The organism is Ruegeria sp. BI11, assembly GCF_056538005.1.
In genome coordinates this window covers 270,287-293,939 of the sequence record NZ_JBQFSM010000001.1, presented here as the reverse complement: position 1 = coordinate 293,939, position 23,653 = coordinate 270,287, and the positions used below count along the sequence as shown (strand labels likewise).

Annotated in this window: 23 protein-coding genes; 10 read left to right on the top strand and 13 right to left on the bottom strand. The window is 56.3% G+C overall.

What is annotated here, in order from left to right:
• Positions 1-74: 74 nt before the first annotated feature.
• The 7 genes from ACR0DT_RS01370 to ACR0DT_RS01340 all read right to left on the bottom strand — a co-directional run bounded on the left by ACR0DT_RS01370 (position 75) and on the right by ACR0DT_RS01340 (position 8,144).
• Positions 75-653, bottom strand: a complete 579-nt coding sequence (locus ACR0DT_RS01370) for a holin family protein (RefSeq protein ID WP_480709026.1) — start codon at positions 651-653, stop codon at positions 75-77.
• Positions 644-1,255 carry a holin-associated N-acetylmuramidase gene (locus ACR0DT_RS01365; RefSeq protein ID WP_480709025.1) on the bottom strand — a complete coding sequence of 204 codons (612 nt, stop codon included), beginning with the start codon at positions 1,253-1,255 and terminating at the stop codon, positions 644-646. The genes ACR0DT_RS01370 and ACR0DT_RS01365 overlap by 10 nt, the downstream gene beginning before the upstream one ends.
• 115 nt (positions 1,256-1,370) lie before the next feature.
• Positions 1,371-1,817, bottom strand: coding sequence for a cytochrome c maturation protein CcmE (gene ccmE / locus ACR0DT_RS01360; protein WP_480709024.1), 447 nt, complete (start codon positions 1,815-1,817; stop codon positions 1,371-1,373).
• A gap of 7 nt (positions 1,818-1,824) precedes the next feature.
• On the bottom strand, positions 1,825-2,853 hold the full coding sequence (argC, locus tag ACR0DT_RS01355; protein WP_480709023.1) for an N-acetyl-gamma-glutamyl-phosphate reductase: 1,029 nt from the start codon (positions 2,851-2,853) through the stop codon (positions 1,825-1,827).
• Positions 2,854-2,947: 94 nt separating this feature from the next.
• Positions 2,948-3,757: a glutamate racemase gene (murI, locus tag ACR0DT_RS01350; RefSeq protein WP_480709022.1), complete on the bottom strand. Its 810-nt coding sequence runs from the start codon at positions 3,755-3,757 to the stop codon at positions 2,948-2,950.
• An 8-nt stretch (positions 3,758-3,765) separates the two neighbouring features.
• The gene (locus ACR0DT_RS01345) at positions 3,766-4,644 is read right to left on the bottom strand and encodes a lysophospholipid acyltransferase family protein (RefSeq protein WP_480709021.1); all 879 of its coding nucleotides are present in this window, start codon (positions 4,642-4,644) and stop codon (positions 3,766-3,768) included.
• A gap of 80 nt (positions 4,645-4,724) precedes the next feature.
• Entirely contained in the window at positions 4,725-8,144 is a 3,420-nt protein-coding gene (locus ACR0DT_RS01340) for an indolepyruvate ferredoxin oxidoreductase family protein (RefSeq protein WP_480709020.1), read from the bottom strand.
• Between the two features lie 169 nt (positions 8,145-8,313).
• Here ACR0DT_RS01340 and ACR0DT_RS01335 point away from each other — a divergent pair, with 169 nt between their 5' ends.
• The 6 genes from ACR0DT_RS01335 to grxD all read left to right on the top strand — a co-directional run bounded on the left by ACR0DT_RS01335 (position 8,314) and on the right by grxD (position 15,300).
• A complete protein-coding gene (locus ACR0DT_RS01335; RefSeq protein ID WP_480709019.1) occupies positions 8,314-9,222 on the top strand; it encodes a LysR family transcriptional regulator in 909 nt (302 codons plus the stop codon).
• Positions 9,223-9,503: 281 nt separating this feature from the next.
• Positions 9,504-11,786: a mechanosensitive ion channel family protein gene (locus tag ACR0DT_RS01330; protein WP_480709018.1), complete on the top strand. Its 2,283-nt coding sequence runs from the start codon at positions 9,504-9,506 to the stop codon at positions 11,784-11,786.
• A 160-nt stretch (positions 11,787-11,946) separates the two neighbouring features.
• On the top strand, positions 11,947-14,106 hold the full coding sequence (purL, locus tag ACR0DT_RS01325) for a phosphoribosylformylglycinamidine synthase subunit PurL (protein WP_480709017.1): 2,160 nt from the start codon (positions 11,947-11,949) through the stop codon (positions 14,104-14,106).
• Between the two features lie 135 nt (positions 14,107-14,241).
• Positions 14,242-14,478 (top strand): BolA/IbaG family iron-sulfur metabolism protein, encoded by a 237-nt coding sequence (locus tag ACR0DT_RS01320; protein ID WP_155147029.1) that lies wholly within the window; start codon positions 14,242-14,244, stop codon positions 14,476-14,478.
• Between the two features lie 182 nt (positions 14,479-14,660).
• Positions 14,661-14,951, top strand: coding sequence for a hypothetical protein (locus ACR0DT_RS01315; protein WP_480709016.1), 291 nt, complete (start codon positions 14,661-14,663; stop codon positions 14,949-14,951).
• Positions 14,938-15,300 carry a Grx4 family monothiol glutaredoxin gene (gene grxD, locus ACR0DT_RS01310; protein WP_480709015.1) on the top strand — a complete coding sequence of 121 codons (363 nt, stop codon included), beginning with the start codon at positions 14,938-14,940 and terminating at the stop codon, positions 15,298-15,300. Before ACR0DT_RS01315 ends, grxD begins: the two co-directional genes overlap by 14 nt.
• On the opposite strand, the gene ACR0DT_RS01305 is transcribed toward grxD, so the two are convergent.
• From ACR0DT_RS01305 to ACR0DT_RS01295, 3 genes are read right to left on the bottom strand one after another with little or no spacing between them, the layout of a single operon-like run.
• Positions 15,301-15,654, bottom strand: coding sequence for an MliC family protein (locus ACR0DT_RS01305; protein WP_480709014.1), 354 nt, complete (start codon positions 15,652-15,654; stop codon positions 15,301-15,303).
• Positions 15,651-16,046: a cell division protein ZapA gene (locus ACR0DT_RS01300; RefSeq protein ID WP_480709013.1), complete on the bottom strand. Its 396-nt coding sequence runs from the start codon at positions 16,044-16,046 to the stop codon at positions 15,651-15,653. The genes ACR0DT_RS01305 and ACR0DT_RS01300 overlap by 4 nt, the downstream gene beginning before the upstream one ends.
• Entirely contained in the window at positions 16,046-16,843 is a 798-nt protein-coding gene (locus tag ACR0DT_RS01295) for a hypothetical protein (protein ID WP_480709012.1), read from the bottom strand. Before ACR0DT_RS01295 ends, ACR0DT_RS01300 begins: the two co-directional genes overlap by 1 nt.
• A 235-nt stretch (positions 16,844-17,078) precedes the next feature.
• Here ACR0DT_RS01295 and tkt point away from each other — a divergent pair, with 235 nt between their 5' ends.
• Complete coding sequence (tkt, locus tag ACR0DT_RS01290) at positions 17,079-19,103, top strand: transketolase (RefSeq protein ID WP_480709011.1); 2,025 nt, start codon at positions 17,079-17,081, stop codon at positions 19,101-19,103.
• Between the two features lie 56 nt (positions 19,104-19,159).
• On the opposite strand, the gene ACR0DT_RS01285 is transcribed toward tkt, so the two are convergent.
• A complete protein-coding gene (locus tag ACR0DT_RS01285; protein WP_480709010.1) occupies positions 19,160-20,122 on the bottom strand; it encodes a DUF808 domain-containing protein in 963 nt (320 codons plus the stop codon).
• Between the two features lie 181 nt (positions 20,123-20,303).
• On the opposite strand from ACR0DT_RS01285, the gene gap (ACR0DT_RS01280) reads away from it, so the two are divergent.
• The 3 genes from gap (ACR0DT_RS01280) to gap (ACR0DT_RS01270) all read left to right on the top strand — a co-directional run bounded on the left by gap (ACR0DT_RS01280) (position 20,304) and on the right by gap (ACR0DT_RS01270) (position 22,607).
• Positions 20,304-21,305 (top strand): type I glyceraldehyde-3-phosphate dehydrogenase, encoded by a 1,002-nt coding sequence (gene gap, locus ACR0DT_RS01280; protein ID WP_480709009.1) that lies wholly within the window; start codon positions 20,304-20,306, stop codon positions 21,303-21,305.
• 71 nt (positions 21,306-21,376) lie between these two features.
• Positions 21,377-21,520, top strand: coding sequence for a hypothetical protein (locus ACR0DT_RS01275; protein WP_480709008.1), 144 nt, complete (start codon positions 21,377-21,379; stop codon positions 21,518-21,520).
• Between the two features lie 82 nt (positions 21,521-21,602).
• Positions 21,603-22,607 (top strand): type I glyceraldehyde-3-phosphate dehydrogenase, encoded by a 1,005-nt coding sequence (gene gap / locus ACR0DT_RS01270; protein ID WP_480709007.1) that lies wholly within the window; start codon positions 21,603-21,605, stop codon positions 22,605-22,607.
• On the opposite strand, the gene coaD is transcribed toward gap (ACR0DT_RS01270), so the two are convergent.
• Together coaD and ACR0DT_RS01260 are read right to left on the bottom strand one after the other, a co-directional pair.
• On the bottom strand, positions 22,599-23,090 hold the full coding sequence (coaD, locus tag ACR0DT_RS01265; RefSeq protein WP_480709006.1) for a pantetheine-phosphate adenylyltransferase: 492 nt from the start codon (positions 23,088-23,090) through the stop codon (positions 22,599-22,601). The genes gap (ACR0DT_RS01270) and coaD overlap by 9 nt on opposite strands.
• 85 nt (positions 23,091-23,175) lie before the next feature.
• On the bottom strand, positions 23,176-23,613 hold the full coding sequence (locus tag ACR0DT_RS01260; protein WP_480709005.1) for a CBS domain-containing protein: 438 nt from the start codon (positions 23,611-23,613) through the stop codon (positions 23,176-23,178).
• Positions 23,614-23,653: the final 40 nt, after the last annotated feature.

Here is a 23,653-nt window from a genome sequence, read left to right as displayed (position 1 = left end):
GCCCCGGGTATATTCCTGTTCCGAGGCAAGCACCAATCACTTTCGCCCCTTAGGGGCGAACATAGTGTCGCGGGTCAGGCCACATGTTTGCGGCGCCAATCTTCTAGCGCCTGGTTAGCATCAGGATGTGTAACTCTTTCCACCAATGCAGCATCCGTCCCGGGACTTGCCGCCCCCAACGCATTGCTATGCAACGCCTTCAGCGCTTGCAGGTTTTCAACCACCTGAGGCGTACGACTCATCGTTGCGGTGATCTCGCGTTGCAGGTCTTGCACTTTGGCTTGATGGCGCGCGCCGAAATAAAACGACACGATCACACCCAGCAACCACCACAAGGGTTCCGGGACCAGCGCAATCCCCTGCATGCGGGCCGCGAACCACACCGGATCGACCATCGCCGCAAAAAACAATCCCAAGGTGCCCAATGCCATCGTTGGCCGAGGCAGACGATTAAGCCCATCCATGAACCGATCAAACGCGCCTTTGTGGGGGGCATTGAATTCGCCGCCGAACTGAGCCATCGCCTGTTGCTGCAAAGCCAAGCCGCGTTCAGCCCCGTTTTCAGCGTTTTCCCGAAATATTTCAACGGTTTCGCGTACGACATTGCGATTGCCACCAAACAAAATTGTCAACACGTCCGAGATCAAACCCATTCTGCAACCCTCGCTTGAAACTCTGCGTCACTCAGGTGGTAATTCGGCGAAAGGAATTCCTCGGCTCGGAGAATCCAGCCTCCTTTAAGCCCGGCCCGAGTACGGGCGTATTTGCGGGACGTGGGCCGGTGATCAGCCAGTCGAAAATAGTAATTGCGCCGCGCAACGCCATACGCGTCCCTGAGTGCAATTGGATCGGGGTCAGCCGCCTTTCGGCAGGCCCGCGCTGTTTTGGGGCCGATAACGCCATCGACTACGACCCCAAACTCCATGTCGCGCAGCAGCCGTTGCAGAATTATAATCGCGTGGCTGCCCGCGTTGACATACATGTCGAAAACCGAGGGCTGTAGTGCCCGTGGCAACATATCCATCCGAGGCTTCTCAAAATAATGCCGTTCGAAAATATCGACGGCCTGAGATTTGCTCAGCATCCGTACATCAGCGCTGTTGATCGTCCCATCGCCTGAAAGATCAAGCCCAAGACGGCGCATCGTGTGAATGGTCACTCCGTATTTGGTCGCCCCGCCGGGATCGTCTGGGTCATCAACGAACCCGCCTTCACGCGCCACGATCTCAGTTGCAATCTGTCGCACCGTCTGCATTGCACCCTCCGTCTGTCATTGAACAAACTCTGAGGCAATCCGGTTAAATCTGCGGAACGAAATAGGGCGCTGCTTACGCAACGCCCTTCAATTCTGTCCTGCTAGCCGGCGGCGATCAGCTTTCGCCAGCCTCTTTGTAAACACCCTGTTCCTTCAGAGCGTCCACGACTTCTTTTGGCATGTATGTTTCATCGTGTTTCGCAAGGATTTCAGTAGCTTCGAATACGCCATTCACGTAGGATCCTGTTCCTACCATACCTTGGTTTTCCGCGAACAAATCTGGCAGAACCCCGGTAAACGCCACCGGCACACTTTCACCGCCATCGGTAACGATGAACCGCACCGTCTCGCCCTGCCCACGAATGATCGAGCCTTCTTCGACCAAACCACCGATGCGAAACACTTCAGTCGGTTTCGGAGGTTCAGCAATCACCTGACTGGGTGAGCGAAAAAAGTTGATGCCATCGCGCATCGCAAACCCAATCAACCCCGTCGCCAAGACCAAAGCCACGACGGCCAGCAGAATGACTTGTACACGACGACGTTTCTTGAGCGTTTTCATACCGTCCTCACGGGAATAGCGGGGCCATCATCAGCCCCCGGGTTTCATCTTCACCTAACATCAGGTTGGCGTTCTGCAAGGCTTGGCCGCTGCTACCTTTTGTCAGGTTATCCAATGCGCCAATCACGATGGCGCGACGTTCGATCCGGTCGCCGACCACACCGATATGGCAGAAATTCGAGCCCCGCACATGGTGGGTCGATGGCGTTTCGCCAAACGGCAACATCTGAATAAAGGGTTCATCTTCATAGGCTTTGGCAAGCGTCTCATACACGCTGGCCGGATCGCCTTTGACATATGTCGTCGCCAGAATACCCCGATTGGCCGGGACCAGATGCGGGGTGAACTGAACATGTACAGCACGCCCAGCCAGCGCCGAGAATTCCTGATCGAACTCCCCCAAATGCCGGTGCGTGCCGCCTACGGCATAAGCATTATAACCCTCGCTTAGCTCTGCATGCAGCAGGTTTTCTTTCAGCGACCGTCCTGCACCCGATACGGCGCATTTCAGATCCAGCACGATATCGTCCAGATCAATAACGCGAGCAGAGATCAAAGGACGCAACACATATTGCCCTGTTGCTGCGTTACACCCGGTTCCAGCCACCAGCCGCGCGTTGCGGATGTCATCCCTGTAAAACTCGGTCAGGCCATAAACGGCCTCTTCTTGTTGTTGCAGCGCCGCGTGTGGGTTGCCGTACCACTTTTCGTATTCATCCGGGTCACGCAGACGGAAATCCGCAGACAGATCGATAACCTTCAGATTTTTCGGCAGGTCGCGAATGACCTCTTGGCTGGTTTTGTGCGGCAATGCGCAGAAACACAGATCAACCGCAGAAAAATCGATCTCAGAGATTTTGCACAGGTCCGGCAGATTCATGTGGCGTAGATGCGGAAAGACCTGCGCCATGGACATGCCTGCTTTCCGCTCGGCCGCCAATGCGGTGATTTCCATATTCGGGTGCTCGGAGATCAGCCGCACCAGTTCGGCGCCAGTATAGCCGGATGCACCTAGAATTGCGATTTTATGGGTCATGTCAGACCTCTTGTTCCAGTGTGTCACATATCACGACCGCCGATGTGACGGTCTTCGAATAACGGAGAGTGCGCAGCGACGTCCTTGACCTAAGTCAGGCGGCCTCGAACGAGATTTGTCGTCGGAGGAACTGAGTCGCCCGGTCGCTGACGAAATCCGGCTTGCCGGTGGTCAGAAATCCGCCCTTGGCCTCGCCCTGCATATTCGGGTGGCGTTGCAGATAATCCGCAAGGCTGTCCGCCACTAAGGCGCCTTGGCTGAAAACCTGCACATCCGGACCTAAAGCGGTCTGAAATGTTTCAGCCATCAACGGGTAATGCGTACAGCCCAAAATGGCAGCCTGTGGTTCGGGCATTTTCCGTTTCAACGCATCCACATGGCTGCGTACCAGCGCCTCGGCCAGGATCAAATCACCGTCTTCGATGGCATCGACCACACCGCCACAGGCCTGCGCCTCGACATCTACGCCAATCGCACGAAATGCCAGCTCCCGCTGGAAAGCGCGGCTGGACACCGTTGCGGGTGTAGCAAACAAGGCCACATGCTTGACGGCGACCTCACGCGGGGGACTGTTGTCGCCCCACTGCCGCTCGGTCAGTGCTTCGATCAAGGGCACAAAAACTCCCAGAACGCGCTTGCCCGCTGGCACACCCTCTTCCTGCATCCGGCGCAACGCCGCGGCGCTGGCCGTGTTGCAGGCCAGAATCACCAGATCACAGCCGCGGTCCCACAGGTCATGAACTGCGCGCCGTGTCAGATCATAGATATTCTCGGCGTCACGCACGCCATAGGGCGCATGTGCACTGTCCGCGTAATACAGAAAATTCACGTCCGGCAGACGTTTCTGCGCGGCGTCCAGAACGGTCAGACCGCCCAAACCAGAATCAAAAATGCCTACTGCCATTTGCCCCTTTAGGCGCGATGCCGTTCCTCGAATTCATAGCCGTAATCATAAGACTTTAACGGCGTCGGAGACAGCTCATACGTGGCTTTGCGCAAGAAATCCATCATCTTGCGCGTATCTGTGGCCAATGGGTTCAGAACATCGCGTCCGATGGGCTCTCCGACCACCACTTTAACCGGCGTATCCACACGTTTTTTGAACTCTTTGATCAATAGGCCCATGCGCAGCGTATTGTGCAAATGGCTGGCGATCTGGAACAGGCGTGAGGTGTGGCCGTCAAAGAAAACCGGCACCACAGAGGCATTGGATTTGGCCACCATGCGCGCCGTGAAACCACGCCAACCCGGATCCATAGGGTGTGAGAACGGTTTGACCCCGGTGCTGACCGTGCCGCCCGGAAAAATTCCAATGGCTCCACCCTCACCCAGATAGCCCAATGCAGCTTTGCGCGTTTCAATGTTCTGTTTCATCGCCTCTTTGGTTTCGTCGAACGAGATAGGCAGGATGATATTGTCCAAATCCTTGGCTTTGCGAAACACATGGTTGGCCAGAATACGGAAATCGCCGCGCGTCTGCGACAGGATGTGACCCATCATCAACCCATCCAGAATGCCGTAGGGATGATTTGCGATCAGAATCAGAGGTCCTGTTTTCGGGATATTTGCTAGCGATCCGCTCGCGATATCCAGTGACAGCCCGTAGCGTTTCACCATCACCGACCAAAAATCACGCCCTTTGGCGATCTCTTTCTCGTATCCGTCTGCGCGCTTTATCAGGCGCATTCGACCAGTGGTGTTTTCCATCAGCTTGATCATCATCCGCCCGCCTTTGGTAGAGGCGGAATAGGCATAAGATATGTCACGAACAACATGGCGGCGCGAGGGCATACGACTCTCCGAGGTTTGCGGCCTGTAAGATAAGTATACGCGGCAATCTTGCCTAGGATTCGTGACAATCCCGTTATGATTTATTCGGCAGCGGCGCGCAGTTCTGGCCCTCCGTTCCGTATTGTTGCCAGCAATTCCTCACGCCGCTTGGCTGCTTTGGCTTCATTGGCCCGCAGCACCGGACCGAACCCGCGAATGTCCAATGGCAATTGGGCCAACGCAATCACGGCGTCACGAGTATGCTGTGTAACAAGTGGCTCTACCCCTTTGATATCCCTTTCATATTGCTTGATCAGAGTACGTTCCATTCGCCGTTCAGCGCTGTAGCCGAAAATATCGAAGGGTGTTCCCCGCAGAGATTTCAACCGAGTGAGCAGTTTCATCGGCTTCAAAATCCACTCACCAAAACTGCGTTTGCGCGGGCGTCCATCTGAACCAGTTCCACCAAGGATGGGCGGGGCGAGATGAAAGGTCATTTTGAAATCCCCATCAAACTCGGCCACGGCCTTTTCACGGCAGTCCAACATCAGTCGCGCGACTTCGTATTCATCCTTATAAGACAATAACTTATGGTATCCTTTTGCCACCGCTTCGCGGATGGTTTCATCTTCGAACATATCCACCAGTTTGCGATAGCGTTTGGCCAAGCGACCACTTTGATAGGCCGTCAGGTGTTGTGCGCGGTAGTCGATCTTTTGCTCCAAAGATTTCGGCATATCCGTCACGTTAGGCTCTAGAATATCCGCGACCTCCTGCGGGTGCAGAACCGTCCAACGGCCGATGTCAAAGGCGCGTTTGTTGCGTTCGACTGCGGTGCCGTTCAGTTCTATGGCCCGCACGACGGCATCATGGCTAATCGGCAGCAAACCCCGCTGCCACGCCGCACCAAAGACCATCATGTTGGAATAGATCGAGTCCCCCATCACCGCCCGTGCCAGATCAGTCGCGTCGAACAGTGAGACATCCTCTTTCAACCGCGCCTGCAGAGCCAGTTCAAGCCGGTCACCCGGAATTCGGAAGTCGGTGTCGCGAGTGAAATCACCGGTCACTGTCTCATGATTGTTGATCACAGCTCCGGTATGACCAGCGCGGGTCAGCCCTAGCGTCTTTGCCCCGGCGGATACCACCAGATCGCCGCCAATCAGTGCGTGCGCCTCACCAGTGGCAACGCGAATGGCGCTGATATCCTCGGGTCTGTTGGCCAAGCGACAGTGGATATGAACGGCACCGCCTTTTTGCGCAAGCCCGGCCATTTCCATCATTCCGGCGCCTTTGCCGTCGATTTGCGCGGCCTGTGCCAGAATCGCACCTAGTGTCACCACACCTGTGCCGCCTACGCCGGTGATTACCACGTTATGCGTCCCTTTGATTTCGGGTAGCATAGGCTCAGGCAGATCCGGCAGATCGATATTGGCGGTCGCTTCCTTACGAATTTTCGCGCCTTCCAACGTTACGAACGACGGACAAAACCCGTTTAAACAAGAGAAATCCTTGTTACAGCTAGATTGATCAATCGCCCGTTTACGGCCCAGTTCCGTCTCTTTCGGCACAATCGAGACGCAATTCGATTGCACCCCGCAATCACCGCATCCCTCGCAAATATCAGTGTTGATGAACACACGCTTGTCCGGATCGGGAAACTCACCCCGTTTGCGTCGACGCCGTTTTTCGGCTGCGCAGGTCTGTATGTAGACAATGACCGAAACACCCTCGGTCTCGCGGAACCGTTCCTGAACCCGCATCAGGTCAGCGCGTTCAAAGGTATCCACGTCAGCGGGCATCGCTTTGAAGTTAACATCTTCTTTTTCATCGTAGACCACAGCGACATTTTGTACGCCCATGGCCTTGACCTCGGCGACGATCCGTTCCGCCGACAATCCACCCTCGTTTTCTTGCCCGCCGGTCATGGCCACGGCATCATTGAACAGGATTTTGAAGGTGATGTTGGTGCCCGCCGCCAACGCCGCACGGATCGCCTGCACCCCTGAATGGTTATAAGTCCCGTCGCCAAGGTTCTGGAACACATGTTTGGTGGTCGAAAACGGCGCTTCGCCAATCCAATTGGCACCCTCACCGCCCATCTGCGTGAACCCGGTGGTCTCGCGATCCATCCACTGCACCATGTAGTGACAGCCGATCCCAGCGTAGGCACGACTACCATCCGGCACCCTGGTAGAGCTGTTATGCGGGCATCCTGAGCAGAAATACGGCAACCGTGTCGCGATTTCTTCGGCGTTATCCGCCCGGCTCCCCTCGGAGAGTTTGGCCAGACCAGCACGAATATCTTCTGTGTCGCGGCCTTCTTCGATTAGAATTTCACCCAGTTTCTCGGCGATCATGTTCGGATCAAGTGCGCCGCGTGTTGGGAAAAGCTCTTCACGATGCAGGGTCCCAGCTCCACCCTTGTACCAGCCATAAACACGGCGACCGCGACGGTCGTCAAAGATGGCCTCTTTGACCTGAACCTCGATCAATTTACGTTTTTCTTCAACAATAACAATCAGTTCCAGGCCTTCAGCCCAATCGTGAAACCCTGCCATGTCCAGGGGAAAGGTTTGACCAATCTTATAGGTTGTGATCCCCAACCGTTCAGCCTCATCAGCGTCGATATTCAACAATGACATGGCATGGGCCAGGTCCAGCCAGTTCTTACCCGCCGCGACAAACCCGATTTTGGCGCCGGGTTTACCCCACACACGCCTGTCCATCTTGTTGGCACGCGAAAACAACTCGGCCGCGAAACGTTTATGGTCGATGATCCGCCCTTCTTGCAGGTGCGGCGTGTCGCCCAGACGGATGTTCAACCCGCCCTCGGGCATGTCGAACTCAGGTACGACCAGATTCATCCGGTCTGCACTGCCATCGACGACTGACGTGACCTCAATCGTGTCCTTCATCGTCTTCAAGCCAACCCAAAGCCCCGAAAACCGGCTGAGAGCAAAACCGTACACGCCGTAGTCCAGAATCTCCTGCACACCCGCCGGGCTAACAATCGGCATGTACATATCGACCAGAGACCATTCCGACTGATGCAGAACGGTCGAGCTTTCACCGGTATGGTCATCGCCCATCGCCACCAACACACCACCGTGCTTGGCCGTACCCGCCATATTGGCGTGACGCATCACATCGCCGGACCGATCCACGCCGGGCCCTTTGCCGTACCAGAGGCCAAACACGCCATCGAACCGCCCGTCGCCGCGCAGCCCAGCTTGCTGACTGCCCCACAGCGCCGTGGCGGCCAGATCTTCGTTCAAACCGTACTGAAAAGTGATGTCGCTTTCGGTCAGCTGTTTCTGCGCCCGTGTCATCTGCAGATCCACCGCACCCAACGGTGAGCCGCGATATCCGGTCACTAGGCCCGCGGTGTTCAGCCCCGCCCGCGTATCCCTCGCCTTTTGCATCAGCATCAGGCGCACCAACGCCTGCGTGCCATTCAACAGAATTGGGTTCTTATCCAGATCGAACCGATCATTCAGCGATATTTGTGGCTGACTCATCAAACGCCTCCCCTCGTCAGATCAGTGTGCTGCATATTTCAACATATTAGGTCACCAATACTGACCTGCATAGAGTTTATCCCCTGAAACGTAAGGATTTCACCGTTTGATTGTAGAAGTTGCTACCTATTTCATATAGGCAGTCTGAAAGATAACGAAAGTTGCGGCGATGGATTGGGACAAGCTTAGGATATTTCACGCAGTGGCGGATGCAGGTAGCCTGACTCATGCGGGTGATAAGCTGAATCTGTCGCAATCGGCCGTCAGCCGGCAGATCAGAGCGCTGGAAGAGTCGCTTGATTCGACTCTGTTTCACCGTCACGCTCGTGGACTGATCCTGACAGAACAAGGTGAGTTGCTGTTCGATGCAACCTCGGCCATGACAAAACGTCTGGATGCCGCCGCCGCCCGTATTCGTGACAGCGAAGAAGAAGTGTTCGGCGTCCTGCGCGTTACCACCACCTATGGGTTCGGTACGCTATGGCTGGCCCCTCGCCTGCCGAAACTGTACGAACAGTACCCCGATCTCAATATCGACCTGATGCTTGAAGAACGCGTGCTGGACCTACCTATGCGCGAGGCCGACGTAGCCATCCGCATGAAAGAGCCGAGCCAAGCCGATCTGGTCCGCAAGCGTCTGATGACCGTGCAGATGCAGCTTTATGCGACGCAGGAATACATTGATACCCACGGTGGCATGCTCAAATCGCTGGACGAAATCAAAAACCACCGGTTGATCTGTCAAACGCCCTCGGCGCCGCAAGTTGGCGCGGGTGCAGCAATGGTGCGTCACCTGATGACGTACAATCCGGGTTCGCTTCTGACCGTTAACAACTATTTTGGTGTACTTCAGGGAGTGCTACACAATTTGGGTATCGGAGTCCTGCCCGACTATGTCACCCAAGGGTTGCCCAATGTTGCGCCGATCCTGTCTGATATCGAAAGCGCGGATGTCCCCGTCTACCTCGCTTATCCCGAGGAGCTGCGCCATTCCAAGCGTGTCGCGGCCTTCCGGGACTTTGTTCAGGATGAGATCGTAGCACAACGTAAACAGTTGAAACAGATGGGAAAACTCTAGCTATGCACCAACAGCATAGCGGGATTGACCTGCAATCATTCTGAAATCTCTTGATCGTTCACAAACTGATCCCTAAATGAACTCTCGAAGGCGGTGATGCTGAAACGCTCATCATCTTCATACCTCCCTGTTGGACTACGGCCGAGCTTAGTGCTCGGCCTTTTTTTTGGCCAAACGGCAACGCGCATTGAGATCGGTTGGCAAAACATCTGGGAAACTCGGGTACTTAGACCTATGATCACGAAAAAAATCACGAAGACTTGTGTTCGAGGACAGATTCGATGTTTCACCCCCTTCGCATTTTATTGGCGATACTTTCAGTCATTTGCCTTTCAGGGCCGGTTCTTGCGCAAGATAGCGACACAGCCAGTTCCTCTACTACTATCGGCATTCCCGATGACCTAACGCCTGAACAGGTGGACGACCTGGTCGCGCGTATGTCTGACGATCAGGTCCGCGCCATTTTGCTTGAGCGTTTGGACGCAGTTGCCGAACAAAGGGCCGCCGAAGCAGAAGAACGCGAAGACCCGATCACGGAAATTAATGAAATATGGGCCGAAATGGTCGCCTCATGGACACATGTAGCCGTTACCTTGCCTAGAATTTTCAGTGTGCAGGTAGAGGCGGTTCAAAACTTCGTCGGCACGTTCGGTACGACCGGCACCTTTAGCCTGATGGGGCTGATCCTCAGCGTTCTGATCGTCGGGTACATAGCAGAAAAACTGTTCGGCCTGCTCACCCGTAAATGGCACAACCGGCCCGAGCCCGCAGACGAAAACGATTTGTGGGGCGCTGTTAACTACCTGTTCCGACGGTTTTGCCACGAAATCGCCGGTTTGGTCGTGTTTTACGTTGTCATCCGTGCCCTTGGACGCGGCCTTCTGACACCCGAGCAACTGACATATGCTGCACCTTTCGTTTTCTATCTGATCTGGATTCCCCGTTTGGGAGCCGCAACTTCGCGCTTCATTCTTGCACCGAACAAACCACACTTCCGTTTGGTCAACATCGAAGATCACTGGGCAAAGTACCTACACCGGAATCTGATCGGCCTTCTGATCCTTATCGGCTTTACGCTGTTTATTATTCACTTCAACGAACTGAACGGGATTAGCGGTGGTGAAACCCGAATTGGGTTCTGGCTGAACGCTGCAATCCACATCTATATCGGCGTGATTGCCTGGAAAGCCCGCGAAGGGCTGTCGCAGATGATGCTGGGTACAGACCCTGATCACACAAAGTTCGACGAAGAAGTGGCCTATTATTACCCCTATTTCGCCATCGGTGTGTCAGCGGTAACCTGGTTGCTGGTCGAATTTCTTGTCGCGCAGCGCAACCCAATGCTGTTGAACCTGTTGGTACAGGGCGCGCATTTCACGACTATGTTCTGGCTGTTGATCGCGCCGGCCTTAGACACATTGATCCGTGGGTTGGTGCGTCATCTACAGCCGCCGATGCAAGGCGGAGGCGCAGTGGCCGAAAAGGCGTACAAATCGACCAAGCGCAGCTATATCCGCATCGGACGAGTTTTGGCCGGTATTCTGATCATCCTGATGATTGCCAATGCTTGGGACCTTGATCTGCGGGAAATTGCGGGTGGAGGTGATGAATCCGGCAGCAAACTGATCCAGTTCTTTATCATTATCGCCGTTGGCTACATCCTCAACGAACTCGTGTCGCTTTGGATCAACCGTCGTCTGGCCAAAGAGCAAGCAGCCGATCAAAGCCCGGATGAAGAGGCCGGTGAAGGCGGCGGTGCTGGCGGGTCCCGTCTGGCCACGGTCCTGCCTCTGCTGCGAGTGACCGCTCAGGTCGCTATAGCGGTCATCTTTGTGCTGCTGGCGCTTGGAGCACTGGGGATCAATATTACCCCTTTGCTGGCCGGTGCTGGTGTGCTTGGTCTGGCCATTGGTTTTGGCGCACAGAAACTTGTGGCCGATATCGTTGGCGGTATTTTCTTCCTGGTCGATGACGCCTTCCGCGTCGGTGAATACGTAGATGTGGGCGGCACCACAGGTACGGTCGAAAAAATCTCGATCCGTTCAATGCAGCTGCGGCACCACCGCGGGCCGGTCCACACTATTCCTTATGGCGAGATTCAGAAGCTGACCAATTACAGCCGCGACTGGGTCATTATGAAACTGAAATTCACCGTGCCGTTCGACACCGACCCCAACAAGGTTAAGAAGATCTTCAAAAAGATCGGTGCCGAGATGATGGAGGACGAAACTCACAAGGATGGTTTCCTGCAGCCCTTCAAGTCACAAGGCGTGTTCGACTTTGATGATGTTGGCATGATCATTCGCGGCAAGTTCATGGCGAAGCCAGGCAAGCAGTTCACGCTGCGCAAGGAAATCTTCAACCGTGTGAAGGCCGCGTTCAAAGAAAATGGCATCGACTTTGCCCGCCGTGAGGTGCGCGTTGCGATCCCCGGTCTGGATGACGCAGATCATCTGAGCGAGGAACAAAAGGCCGCCATCGGCGCAGCCGCCGGAGAGGCCGCCAACCAGCAAGCAGAACAGCAAGGCCAAGAACCCGGTTCGGAACACGGTGCACCGAAATAGCGATGTCACACCACAAACAGCACAAAGGCCGCCCTGAGGGCGGCCTTTTTTGACCGGATCGCCACAGGAAACCCTCTGACGCCGGTCTTAACCCTTTCCACCGACGCGCCCTTGCCCTAAAAGGCGCGCAATCTCGGCCACCTTGAGAACAGGACAGACGATGCAAGAGCCCGCCATCACACCGGATCTGATTGCCGCCCACGGACTGAAGCCCGACGAATACGACATGATCCTTGAGATCATCGGCCGCGAGCCGACCTTCACCGAATTGGGCATCTTTTCCGCCATGTGGAATGAGCACTGCTCGTACAAATCCTCGAAGAAATGGCTGCGCACCCTGCCCACTTCGGGCCCTCAGGTGATCTGCGGTCCGGGTGAAAACGCTGGCGTCGTTGATATTGGTGATGGGCAAGCCGTTGTTTTTAAAATGGAAAGCCACAACCACCCGTCGTACATCGAACCCTATCAAGGTGCAGCTACCGGTGTCGGAGGCATCCTGCGCGATGTTTTCACTATGGGCGCTCGCCCCATCGCGTCGATGAACGCGCTGTCCTTTGGGGAACCCGGCCACCACAAGACCCGCCAGCTGGTCAATGGCGTAGTCGAAGGCATCGGTGGTTATGGTAACTGCTTTGGTGTGCCCTGTGTCGGCGGCGAAGTGCGATTCCATCCCGCCTACAACGGCAACTGCCTTGTGAATGCGTTTGCCGCAGGTCTGGCCGACAGCGACAAAATTTTTTACTCGGCGGCGTCCGGCGTCGGTATGCCCGTCGTCTACCTGGGTGCCAAAACCGGTCGTGACGGCGTTGGCGGCGCAACCATGGCGTCGGCCGAATTTGACGACACGATTGAAGAAAAACGCCCCACCGTTCAGGTTGGTGACCCCTTCACCGAAAAGCGTCTGATGGAGGCGACGCTGGAACTGATGCGTACCGGTGCCGTGATCTCGATCCAGGACATGGGCGCGGCTGGCCTGACATGTTCAGCTGTTGAAATGGGCGACAAAGGTGGTCTGGGCGTGCGCCTCGATCTGGAAAATGTCCCTCAGCGCGAAGAGGACATGACCGCTTACGAGATGATGCTGTCTGAATCGCAGGAACGCATGCTGATGGTCCTCAAGCCTGAGCTTGAGGCCGAAGCCCGCGCCGTATTTGAAAAGTGGGACCTCGACTTTGCCATCGTCGGCGAAACCATCGCCGAAGACCGTTTCCTGATTGTCCATAACGGCGAGGTCAAAGCTGATCTTGTGTTGTCGAAGCTGTCCTCGACCGCGCCGGAATATGACCGCCCGTGGGAGCCTACACCAGAAGCCGAAGAACTCGCCGAAGTACCGCAGATCGACCCGATCGACGGCCTGCGGGCCCTGCTCGCTTCGCCGAACTATGCTGGCAAGCAATGGGTGTACGAACAATACGACACCATGGTTATGGCTGACACCGCCCGCACGCCGGGTCTGGGCGCGGGCATGGTTCGTGTGCACGGCACCGACAAAGCGCTGGCCTTCACCAGCGATGTGACCCCCCGCTATGTCCGCGCCAACCCGGTTGAGGGCGGCAAGCAAGCCGTGGCCGAAGCTTACCGCAACCTGACCGCCGTGGGTGCCAAACCGCTCGCCACCACAGACAACCTGAACTTCGGAAACCCGGAAAAGCCCGAAATCATGGGTCAGTTCGTTGGTGCCATTCAAGGTATCGGCGCTGCCGTCGCTGCGCTGGACATGCCGATCGTATCTGGCAACGTGTCGCTGTATAATGAGACCGACGGTCAGGCGATCTTGCCTACCCCGACCATTGGCGCGGTTGGCCTGCTGGACCACACCGACGAAATCATCGGCAACGAGGTGCGCGAAGGCCACGTCGCGCTGGTTATTGGTGAAACCAACGGGCATCTGGGGCAATCCGCGCTGCTGGCCGAAGTATTCAACCGCGAAGACGGCGACGCGCCTCATGTCGATCTGGACGCGGAAAAGCGCAACGGTGATTTCATCCGAGCCAATCGTGAGATAATCAAGGCCTGCACCGATCTTGGTGACGGCGGTCTGGCGCTGGCGGCTTTTGAACTGGCGGAAGCGGCAGGCGTTGGCGTTCACCTCGACGAAGCCTCGACCGAGTTCCTATTCGGCGAAGATCAGGCTCGCTATCTGGTCGCCTGCAACTTTGATCAGGCCGAGGCGCTGATGATTGCTGCCGGTCAGGCCGGGGTTCCGCTTGTCTCGGTCGGTCGCTTCACCGGTGACACAGTCAAGGTCGGCAATTCCGAGGCCTCTCTGGCCGAGTTGACGGACACGTTCCGCGGCAGCTTCGCCGCCGCCGTGGCTTGATCTCATAATCGGACCGACTTAAGAAACCTGCGCCCATACCGGCGCAGGTTTTGTCGTCTCAGGCCCCTCATCACACCCTTGCACCCCCCGTTCGGGCGCTCTACATCTTGGGAAAGACCTTCAGGAGTAACCTACATGCCGATGAGCGCCCACGAAATCGAACACCTGCTGCGCGAAGCCTTTCCCGATGCGGAAATTCAGGTCGGCGGGCATGACGGCGTGCATATGTCCGCTATGGTCGTGGACGAGAGCTTTCGCGGGAAAAACCGGGTTCAACAGCAACGCGCAGTCTATGCTGCGTTGAAAGGCAAAATGGACGGCCCGGACGGCGAGCTGCACGCGCTGGCGTTGACGACGAAAGTGCCTGAATAATGGATGCACCGATCGGATGGGTTCTGCTAAGGCTGGCCTATCTGGTCTTTGACTTTGTCAACTGCATAGCGATCTTGTTTTGTGATTTTCCAAAGCTCCTGCAATACGGTCCCAGATATTGGCGGGTTACAAGAAAAATGAGACACCGCGACTACGAACGTCGCCAAATTTGAGTTGCAAAAATGAATGGCTGGCTGTTCTGGATAGGTGTAATCGCGGCGTTGATAGTTGCCGCCGCTCTGATCGAAGCCTATGTGAAGCGCAACCGGAAACGTAACCTCGCCGACATGCGTCCCGATCCGGACAAGATCAGCAAGGTCGGCGGCATTGAAAGATACGGGTTGGACCCATTGTCTCTGGCACAGGCCGAACATCGGCGGCTAGAGGAAGAAGGATGGGGTTCTGACCCATCGCAAAGTAAAACCACTGCCCAGGATGAGGGTAAAGAGGACAAGAAAGATGACCGACGTTAAGACCCAGATCGACGAAACCGTCAAAGCCAACAACGTGGTGCTGTACATGAAAGGCACCAAGGAAATGCCGCAGTGCGGATTTTCCTCTCGCGTGGCCGGTGTTCTGAATTACATGGGCGTGGAGTACACCGACGTGAACGTCCTGGCCGATGAAGAAGTGCGTCAGGGTATCAAGGACTATTCCGACTGGCCAACCGTGCCGCAGCTCTACGTCAAAGGCGAGTTCGTCGGCGGTTGCGACATCATCACCGAGATGACTCTGTCCGGCGAACTGGACACGCTGTTTGACGAAAACGGTGTCGGCTACAACAAAGAAGCGGCCGACAAGATTCGCGAAGCAAACGCCTGATCAGCGGCTGACGCAATTTTCCAAAATGACCTGCTCACTGGCGGCATCCGCACCTGCCGCCAGATAGCTTACAGTTGCGTCCCAACCTTTAGATCGCAGGATGTAAATTCCAGCCCCTCCGGCGGATTCATAACGAATACCGGAACCGCTTTGGACCTGACGCAATGTGACCAGTTGGTTGTCTACCAGCATGGCCGCCGCGCTGGATCCGTCGGGCGCGTTAAAATAGGCAACCTCCAACGGTACACCGTTCAAGCAGGTGAAGGTCACCGGCAGAATATCAATCTCAGCCCAAGCCAAGCCCCCGGGCAAAGCCAATGCCACGGCGCAAGCGACCGTCTTTATGGAATTCATCCCGCTGACCTCTCCTCAATCACCGATGCCAGTGCTTCGGCCCGTGCGGCCAGTTCAGCCAGAGTGTCCGTCACCGACGGCGGAACAACTGCAACCTCAATCCGTTCCGGCTCGGGTTGCGGCATGTTTCTGAGGGTTCGAAGCTCGGCTTCAACTTCGGCCAGTTTGGTCTCAAGCGCTTTGATCTTGTCGTCGGTTCCAGCAGTTTTATCTGCCAGCATCAGCCCAGCCATCAACAGCATCCGGGATTCCGGCATGCGCCCGATCTGATCGGATAGGACTTGTGCCTCGTCATCCAGCAACTTGGCAGCGGAATGCAGAAACGGTTCTTCCCCTTCTTGGCACGAGACATCAAAGCCGCGTCCACCGATTTGAATGGTCACTTCGGGCATTATTCAACCTCTCCTTCCGCCAGTTTCGCCTTCGACAGCAGTGGCTCCAAGCGGGCCAGGACCGCATGTGCTTCGGCCGCGTCGGTTGCCTGCGCCGCGCGCGTCGCTTCAAGTTCGGCCACCGTTGCGCGGTTGAGCAGATCTGCATCCGGCACACCAGCCTCAGAGGCGGAGCGCAACTCATCGACCGATTGACGCAACTGTTCATTTGCTTTGCGCATCCGCTGAAGATCGTCGTCCAAACGAGACATTGCCGCCCCATGACTGGAACGCTCTGCGCGCAACATATCCAATTCAGCGCTTAACTCCGCCACACGCTCGCTATCCGCCAGTTCTGACCGAAGGCGCGCGTTTTCGGATTCGATTTCCTGAGCTGCTTCAATTGCGATTTTCAGCTCAGCGTTTTCTGATTTAAGCGTTTCCAATTCACTCTGGTTTTCCAGCGCAGCTTTGGCATCGGCCAGTTCAGCCCGAGCCGCTTCGACCGAAGCCAGCCTGGCCGTTGCTTCGGCCAATTGCTCACGAAGAGCGGCGTTTTCCGGGTCTTCCACTGGCGCTGTACGCAGGCTTTCCATGTCGGCGCGCATGGCGTCAACTTCCCGTTCGTGGCGTTCTTTCAGTGATTTCAGCCGCTCTTCCAACTGCGCATTGGCGACGCGCTCATCATCCAGTGCCGCGCGCAGGTTGCCATCCTCGCCACTGCTGGCCGACGCCGTATCACGCAGCGCTTCGACGCCGGTCCCAATCCGATCCATCGCGGTTACAATACGGCGGTGTAATTCTTCGATCTGGCTCATGCCCCTGCCACCTATTAACCAAGGTTCCTTGTATCGCGGATGCATCCGAATCAACATCACCCACGTCTTGCCCTAGTCTAACCCAACGAGCTGGAAAATACCCACTGTTTGCTTTCAACAACTTGGGCTGCTTTCTTGAACCACAACTTTATCAGAACACCCGGTTCTGCTTGCACTTTGGAAGGTGAATGGTATTGAGCGCCACATCTGCCTGTAATCCAAAGGAACAACGCCCGTGGACCTGACTGCGCTGCGCAATGCAAACCCCGAACACTGGGACAAAGCTGCGGCCATCCGCACCCTGACCCTTGACGCCGTCGCCGCCGCCAATTCCGGCCATTCCGGTATGCCGATGGGCATGGCCGACGTTGCGACCGTGCTGTTCGAGAAGCACCTAAAATTTGATGCCTCGGCCCCGAACTGGCCTGACCGCGACCGGTTCATCCTGTCGGCGGGGCACGGCTCGATGCTGATCTATTCGCTGTTGTATTTGACCGGTCATGGTGACGTGACGCTTGATGAAATCAAGAACTTCCGTCAGTTGGGCGCGAAAACCGCAGGCCACCCGGAAAACTTCCTGGTTGACGGGATCGAGACCACGACGGGCCCTCTGGGACAGGGCATCTCGAACGCTGTCGGCTTTGCCATGGCCGAGGAAATCCAGCGTGCGCACTACGGCAAGAAAGTCGTGGATCACTATACTTATGTAATCGCGGGCGACGGTTGCCTGATGGAAGGCGTTAGCCAAGAGGCTATCACTCTGGCCGGTCGTCATGAACTGAGCAAACTGATCGTCTTCTGGGATAACAACAACATTACCATCGACGGCACTGTTGATATGGCCGACCGCACCGATCAGGTGCGGCGTTTTGCGGCTTCGGGCTGGCACGTGATCGAGATTGACGGGCACGATCCGCAAGCTATCGACGCAGCCATCGTGCAGGCGAAAAAGTCGAACAAACCGACCATGATTGCGTGCGAAAGCCATATCGCATTGGGTCACGCGGCGCAGGATACCTCGAAAGGCCATGGTGCGCTGACCGATCAGGAACAGCTGAAAGCCGCGAAAGAAGGTTATGGCTGGCCGCATGATGCGTTCCACGTTCCAGCCGAAGTGAAATCCGCATGGGAAGCCATCGGTTCCCGCGGGCTTGCCGAGCGCACCGCTTGGGAAGAGCGTTTCGCGCAAATGTCCGAACGCAAGCAAGCCGAATTCAATCGTGCCTATGCGTTTGAAGCGCCCAAAAAGCTGGCCGGTGCGATCCGCGCGTTCAAAAAGCAGATCTCAGAAGATCAGCCTAAACTGGCCACCCGCGCCTCGTCCGAGAAGGTTCTGAACGTTGTGAACCCGATCATGACCGAAACCGTAGGCGGTTCGGCTGACCTGACCGGTTCGAACAACACCAAATCAGCTGACATGGGTGTCTTCCTGCCGGAAAACCGCAAGGGCCGCTACATCCATTACGGTATCCGCGAACACGGTATGGCTGCAGCAATGAACGGCATGGCGCTGCATGGCGGCATTCGCCCCTATGGCGGCACATTCATGGCCTTCACCGACTATGCCCGCCCATCCATGCGACTAGCTGCACTGATGAAGGTGCCCAGTGTCTTTGTGATGACCCACGACTCGATCGGTCTGGGCGAAGACGGTCCGACCCACCAGCCGGTCGAACATCTGGCGATCTCACGCGCGACGCCGAACACCTATGTGTTCCGCCCGGCTGATTCCGTAGAAACCGCCGAAGCGTGGGAACTGGCGCTGACCTTCAAAGACAGCCCCTCGGTCTTGTCGCTGACCCGCCAAGGCGTGCCGACAGTGCGGACCCAACACAAGACCAAGAACCTAGTCGCTCAGGGCGCTTACGTTCTGGCGGAAGCCGAGGGCAAGCGTCAAGCCATCCTGATTGCCACAGGCTCCGAAGTTTCGCTGGCGATGGAAGCCAAGGCGATGCTCGAGGCCGAAGGCATCGGCACCCGCGTCGTCTCCATGCCCTGCATGGAACTGTTCGCTGAGCAGGACGAAGCCTACCGCAAGCGCGTTCTGCCCGCAGGTGCCGTTCGCGTCGGAATCGAGGCCGCAGTCCGCGCTGGTGGTTGGGATCGTTGGCTGCTGGGAGAGCGTGGCCGCGAAGCCAAGGCCGGCTTCATCGGCATGTCAGGCTTTGGCGCCTCTGCTCCGGCAAATGAGCTGTACAAGCATTTCGGCATCACCGCCGAGGCGACCGTTGCCAAGGTCAAGGAATTGCTTGGGCTGTAAAACAGACCAAGCTCATCGTGCAAAGGGCGGCTTGTGCCGCCCTTTTCATTTTAACCTCAGTGAGTTTTTTCCTTTTTCGACAACAAAGGCCCAATCACTTTAGTGGCCACGGGGATCAGCACAAACCCCCAGGCCAGACCAAACACGCCATCCATTGCCGCTTTGGAAATCCATTCGACGGCCCCGACCCAGTCCTCTGACACGGAATGCCCAATCGCGTAGGCCCAGTCGTGGATGTGATGGCCCAGCCAGCCAAATCCCAGAACTTCCATCCCGTGAATGATGATCGATCCGCCGACCCACAACATCGCGGCGGTTCCAACAATTGATAGGGTTTTCATCACTCCTGGCATCGCCTTGACCAACCCGCGCCCCAACCCGCGCCCCACTGGCGTCGGGGCGTTTTGGGCCAGAAACAATCCGACATCATCCATCTTCACGATCAGGGCGACCGAGCCATAGACCGCCACCGTCACCCCAATGCCCACAACAGCCAGGGTCGCGGCCTGCATCCAAAGATTGGGCGCCTCTATCGCGGCCAGCGCGATGGTCATGATCTCGGCCGACAGGATAAAATCCGTCTTGATGGCACCCTTGACCTTCTGCTCCTCAAGGTGTCCAGGATCGCGCACATTCATGTCTTCCTCGATGGCGTGGCTGCCATGGGGAAACAGAACGTGAAATATCTTCTCAGCGCCTTCGAAACAAAGGTAAGACCCGCCTATCATCAGCAGCGGCGTAATCAGCCAAGGTGCAAAATTGGCCAGCAACAGAGCCACCGGCAACAGCAGCACGATTTTGTTGAATATTGATCCGCGCGCAATCCGCCAGATGATCGGCAACTCGCGAGCAGGCGCAAAGCCCTGAACGTATTTCGGAGTGACCGCCGCATCGTCGATAATTACTCCCGCCGTCTTGGCCCCGGCCTTGCCCGCCGCCGCAACAACATCGTCCACCGAAGCCGCCGCAACCTTGGCGATCCCTGCCACGTCATCCAAAAGAGCCAACAGACCGCTCATCGCGCTACCTTTCCTGTCACCTGTCGCAACAGGACCCTACTTATTCTCACGGCTAGCGCAAGCGTTAGCGCAATCGTGTGAGGTTTGCGCTAACACATTAAAAATATGCCGCTTTTGCTCTTTTGAGATTCACCAATCGCCGCTATATGGCCTGCAACGCAAGCGCATTTGGAGACATCATATGACCATCAAGGTCGGCATCAATGGTTTTGGCCGCATTGGCCGTTGCACCCTGTCGCACATCGCCGCGTCAGGCCGGAACGATATCGAAGTCATCAAGGTCAACGCGACCGGACCGCTGGAAACCTCGGCGCACCTGCTGAAGTATGACAGCGTCCACGGACGTTTCCCCCGCGACATCGCCATCAACGGCAACACCATGGATCTTGGCCGCGGCCCGATGGAGATGTTTTCGACCTACGACATGAACGAGCTGGACTGGGAAGGCTGTGATGTCGTCCTGGAATGCACCGGCAAGTTCAATGACGGCACCAAGGCAAAAACACACCTTGAACGTGGCGCTGGCAAAGTTCTGCTGTCCGCACCGGGCAAAAACGTCGACAAGACCATCGTGTTCGGTGTGAACCACAACACCCTGACCGCAAACGATAACATGGTTTCGAACGGGTCGTGCACCACGAACTGCCTTGCTCCGCTTGCCAAGGTTCTGGACGAAGGTGTTGGCATCGAAAACGGCATCATGACTACGATCCACGCCTATACCGGCGACCAGCCGACCCTAGACCGTCGTCACAGCGACCTGTATCGCGCACGCGCCGCCGCCATGTCGATGATCCCGACATCAACTGGTGCCGCCAAAGCGCTGGGTGAGGTTCTGCCGAACCTGAAAGGCCGTCTGGACGGCTCGGCCATCCGCGTTCCCACCCCGAACGTTTCGGCTGTGGACCTGACTTTCCGCGCTTCGCGCCAAGTAACTGTCGAAGAAGTCAACGAAATCGTCCGCGAAGCAGCACACGGCCCGATGCAGCGTGTTCTGGGTTATGAGCCCGCACCGCTGGTCTCGACCGATTTCAACCACACCGAAGAAAGCTCGATCTTTGCGCCGGAACAAACCCGCGTCGTTGATGGTCGCTTAGTTCGTGTTCTCGCCTGGTACGACAACGAATGGGGTTTCTCGGTTCGCATGGCCGATGTCGCTGTTGCCATGGGTCGTCTTAACTAAGACCGGTTTGAAATCTTGAACCTTTTTGCCCGCTCAGGTTATCTGGGCGGGCATTTTCGTTCGGGGCCGCTATGACCAACCAAATCGCTATCTGGCTTGGCCTCTTGATCCTCGGCTGTTTCATTTTGGATTACGTCATCTTTGGGCCCGAACATTTAATTTTCCTCGGTAAAAAGCTCTACGCCTTTTTGGATTGGCTGGCTTTCTGGCGCTGACAGAGGTTTTGCTTGACTTTTTCGCTCATCTGGCTTTGTTAGCGCTAACTTTATTAATTCCGATATTCGGACGGAGCGGAACATGACACTCAAGCTGGCAATTAACGGATTTGGTCGGATCGGACGCGGAGTTCTGCGCGCGGTGATGGAATCTGGTCGTACAGACGTAGAAATCGTAGCTATAAACGATCTGGCTAAACCCGAGATGAACGCGCATCTGTTCGAGTTCGACAGCGTACATGGCCGTTATCCTAACAAAGTGACGCTAACCGAGGCTGGATTAGACGTGGGCGCTGGTCCAATTCGGCTGACCAGTGAACGAGACCCTGAGGCGCTGAATTGGGCAGACATCGACGTGGTTCTGGAATGTACCGGCGTCTTCCGCACTCGTGAGACCGCAGAACGCCACCTGAAAAACGGCAGCAGAAAAGTTCTGATCTCGGCGCCTGCACGCGGCGATGGAGCTGTAAAGACAATTGTCTTTGGTGTAAACGAGCATGAGTTGTCGGCCGAGGAAACCGTGGTTTCAAACGCCTCGTGTACCACCAACTGCCTGTCGCCCGTTGCTGCCGCGCTGGATGCCGGGCTTGGCATTGTCCACGGCAATATGACCACTGTTCACGCTTATACTGCCAGCCAGCCGGTCCATGATGCCGCTGGCAAAGATCCCTACCTGTCACGCGCTGCGGCTTTGTCGATGATCCCGACCACCACGGGTGCCGCGGCAGCTGTGGGTCTGGTATTGCCGCAACTGGCGGGCAAACTGACCGGCCAGGCCATCCGCGTGCCCACACCGAACGTGTCCGTTGTTGATCTGGTAGCCGAGGTTTCGCGCTCTACCACCGAAGACGAGGTTAATGCGTTGTTTGTCGAGGCAGCCGCCCAGCTTCCCGGCGTTCTGGCTGCCGAAAGCCGCCCGCTGGTGTCGATGGATTTCAACCACGACTCCCATAGCTCGACCGTGTCTTTGGCAGAAACCAAAGTCACCGACGGCACATTGGTGCGCGTGCTGGCCTGGTACGACAATGAATGGGGCTTTTCGAACCGGATGCTGGACACAGCCGCCGCGATGGGCGCGTTAGCCTAACCTTTCACGCAACGCCGTATGAACGCGGGGCGTCACGAATTTCGATACGTCCCCGTTCAGGCGCGCGATTTCTTTCACCAGTTTCGATGCGATGGCCTGATGCCGCGCTTCGGCCATCAGGAATACGGTTTCGATTGAATCGTCCAAAGCACGGTTCATACCGACCATCTGGAATTCATACTCGAAATCCGCAACGGCCCGTAGACCGCGCACAATAATCTGGGCTCCCACATCGCGGGCGCAATCGATCAGCAGGTTTTCGAACGGATGGGCGACAATCTCGGTTCCGGTCTGATCGGACAGAAGTGTGCATTCAGCCTCGATCATGGCCACGCGCTCTTCCAGAGAAAACAGTGGGCCTTTGTCCCGGTTGATCGCCACGCCGATCACCAGTTTGTCCACCAAAGCCGAAGCGCGCCGGATAATATCGACATGACCCAGAGTAATCGGGTCAAAGGTTCCGGGATAAAGACCAACCCGCATCACGCCCTCCTGCGTTCCGGAATTTCTGCGTCAGCAAACACAACTTTGCTGCCGGTGCAAGAGGTTGCAATCGCAACCAGCCCCGTCAGTGACCCATAATCATGCCTTGTAGGGCATCTTTTTCCATCGCCAGCTCGGTCAATTGCGCTTTGACCACGTCACCAATTGTCACGATTCCAACGAGTTTGCCCTCTTCAACCACGGGCATGTGGCGAAAACGGCCCTCGGTCATGCGGGTCATGATGTCTTGCACAGTTTCTTGCCGCGTTGCTGTAACCAGATCACGGGTCATATAGGTTTCGACCTTTTGATCCAGGCAACTGCTGCCGCTCGCGGCCAGTTCGCGGACGATGTCCCTTTCCGACAGGATACCGATAGCGGTGCTGCCGCCGTCTTCGGACACGATCACGGTGCCAATACGCTTTTCTGCAAGAATTTTCGCTGCTTCTGATACGGTTGCCGAAGGCTCAACCGTCACCACGCTGTCTGTCGCTTTGGATTTCAGAATGGCCTGAACGAGCATGAAGAGCACCTCCGGAATAATGAACTTATCCAAAGCGTTG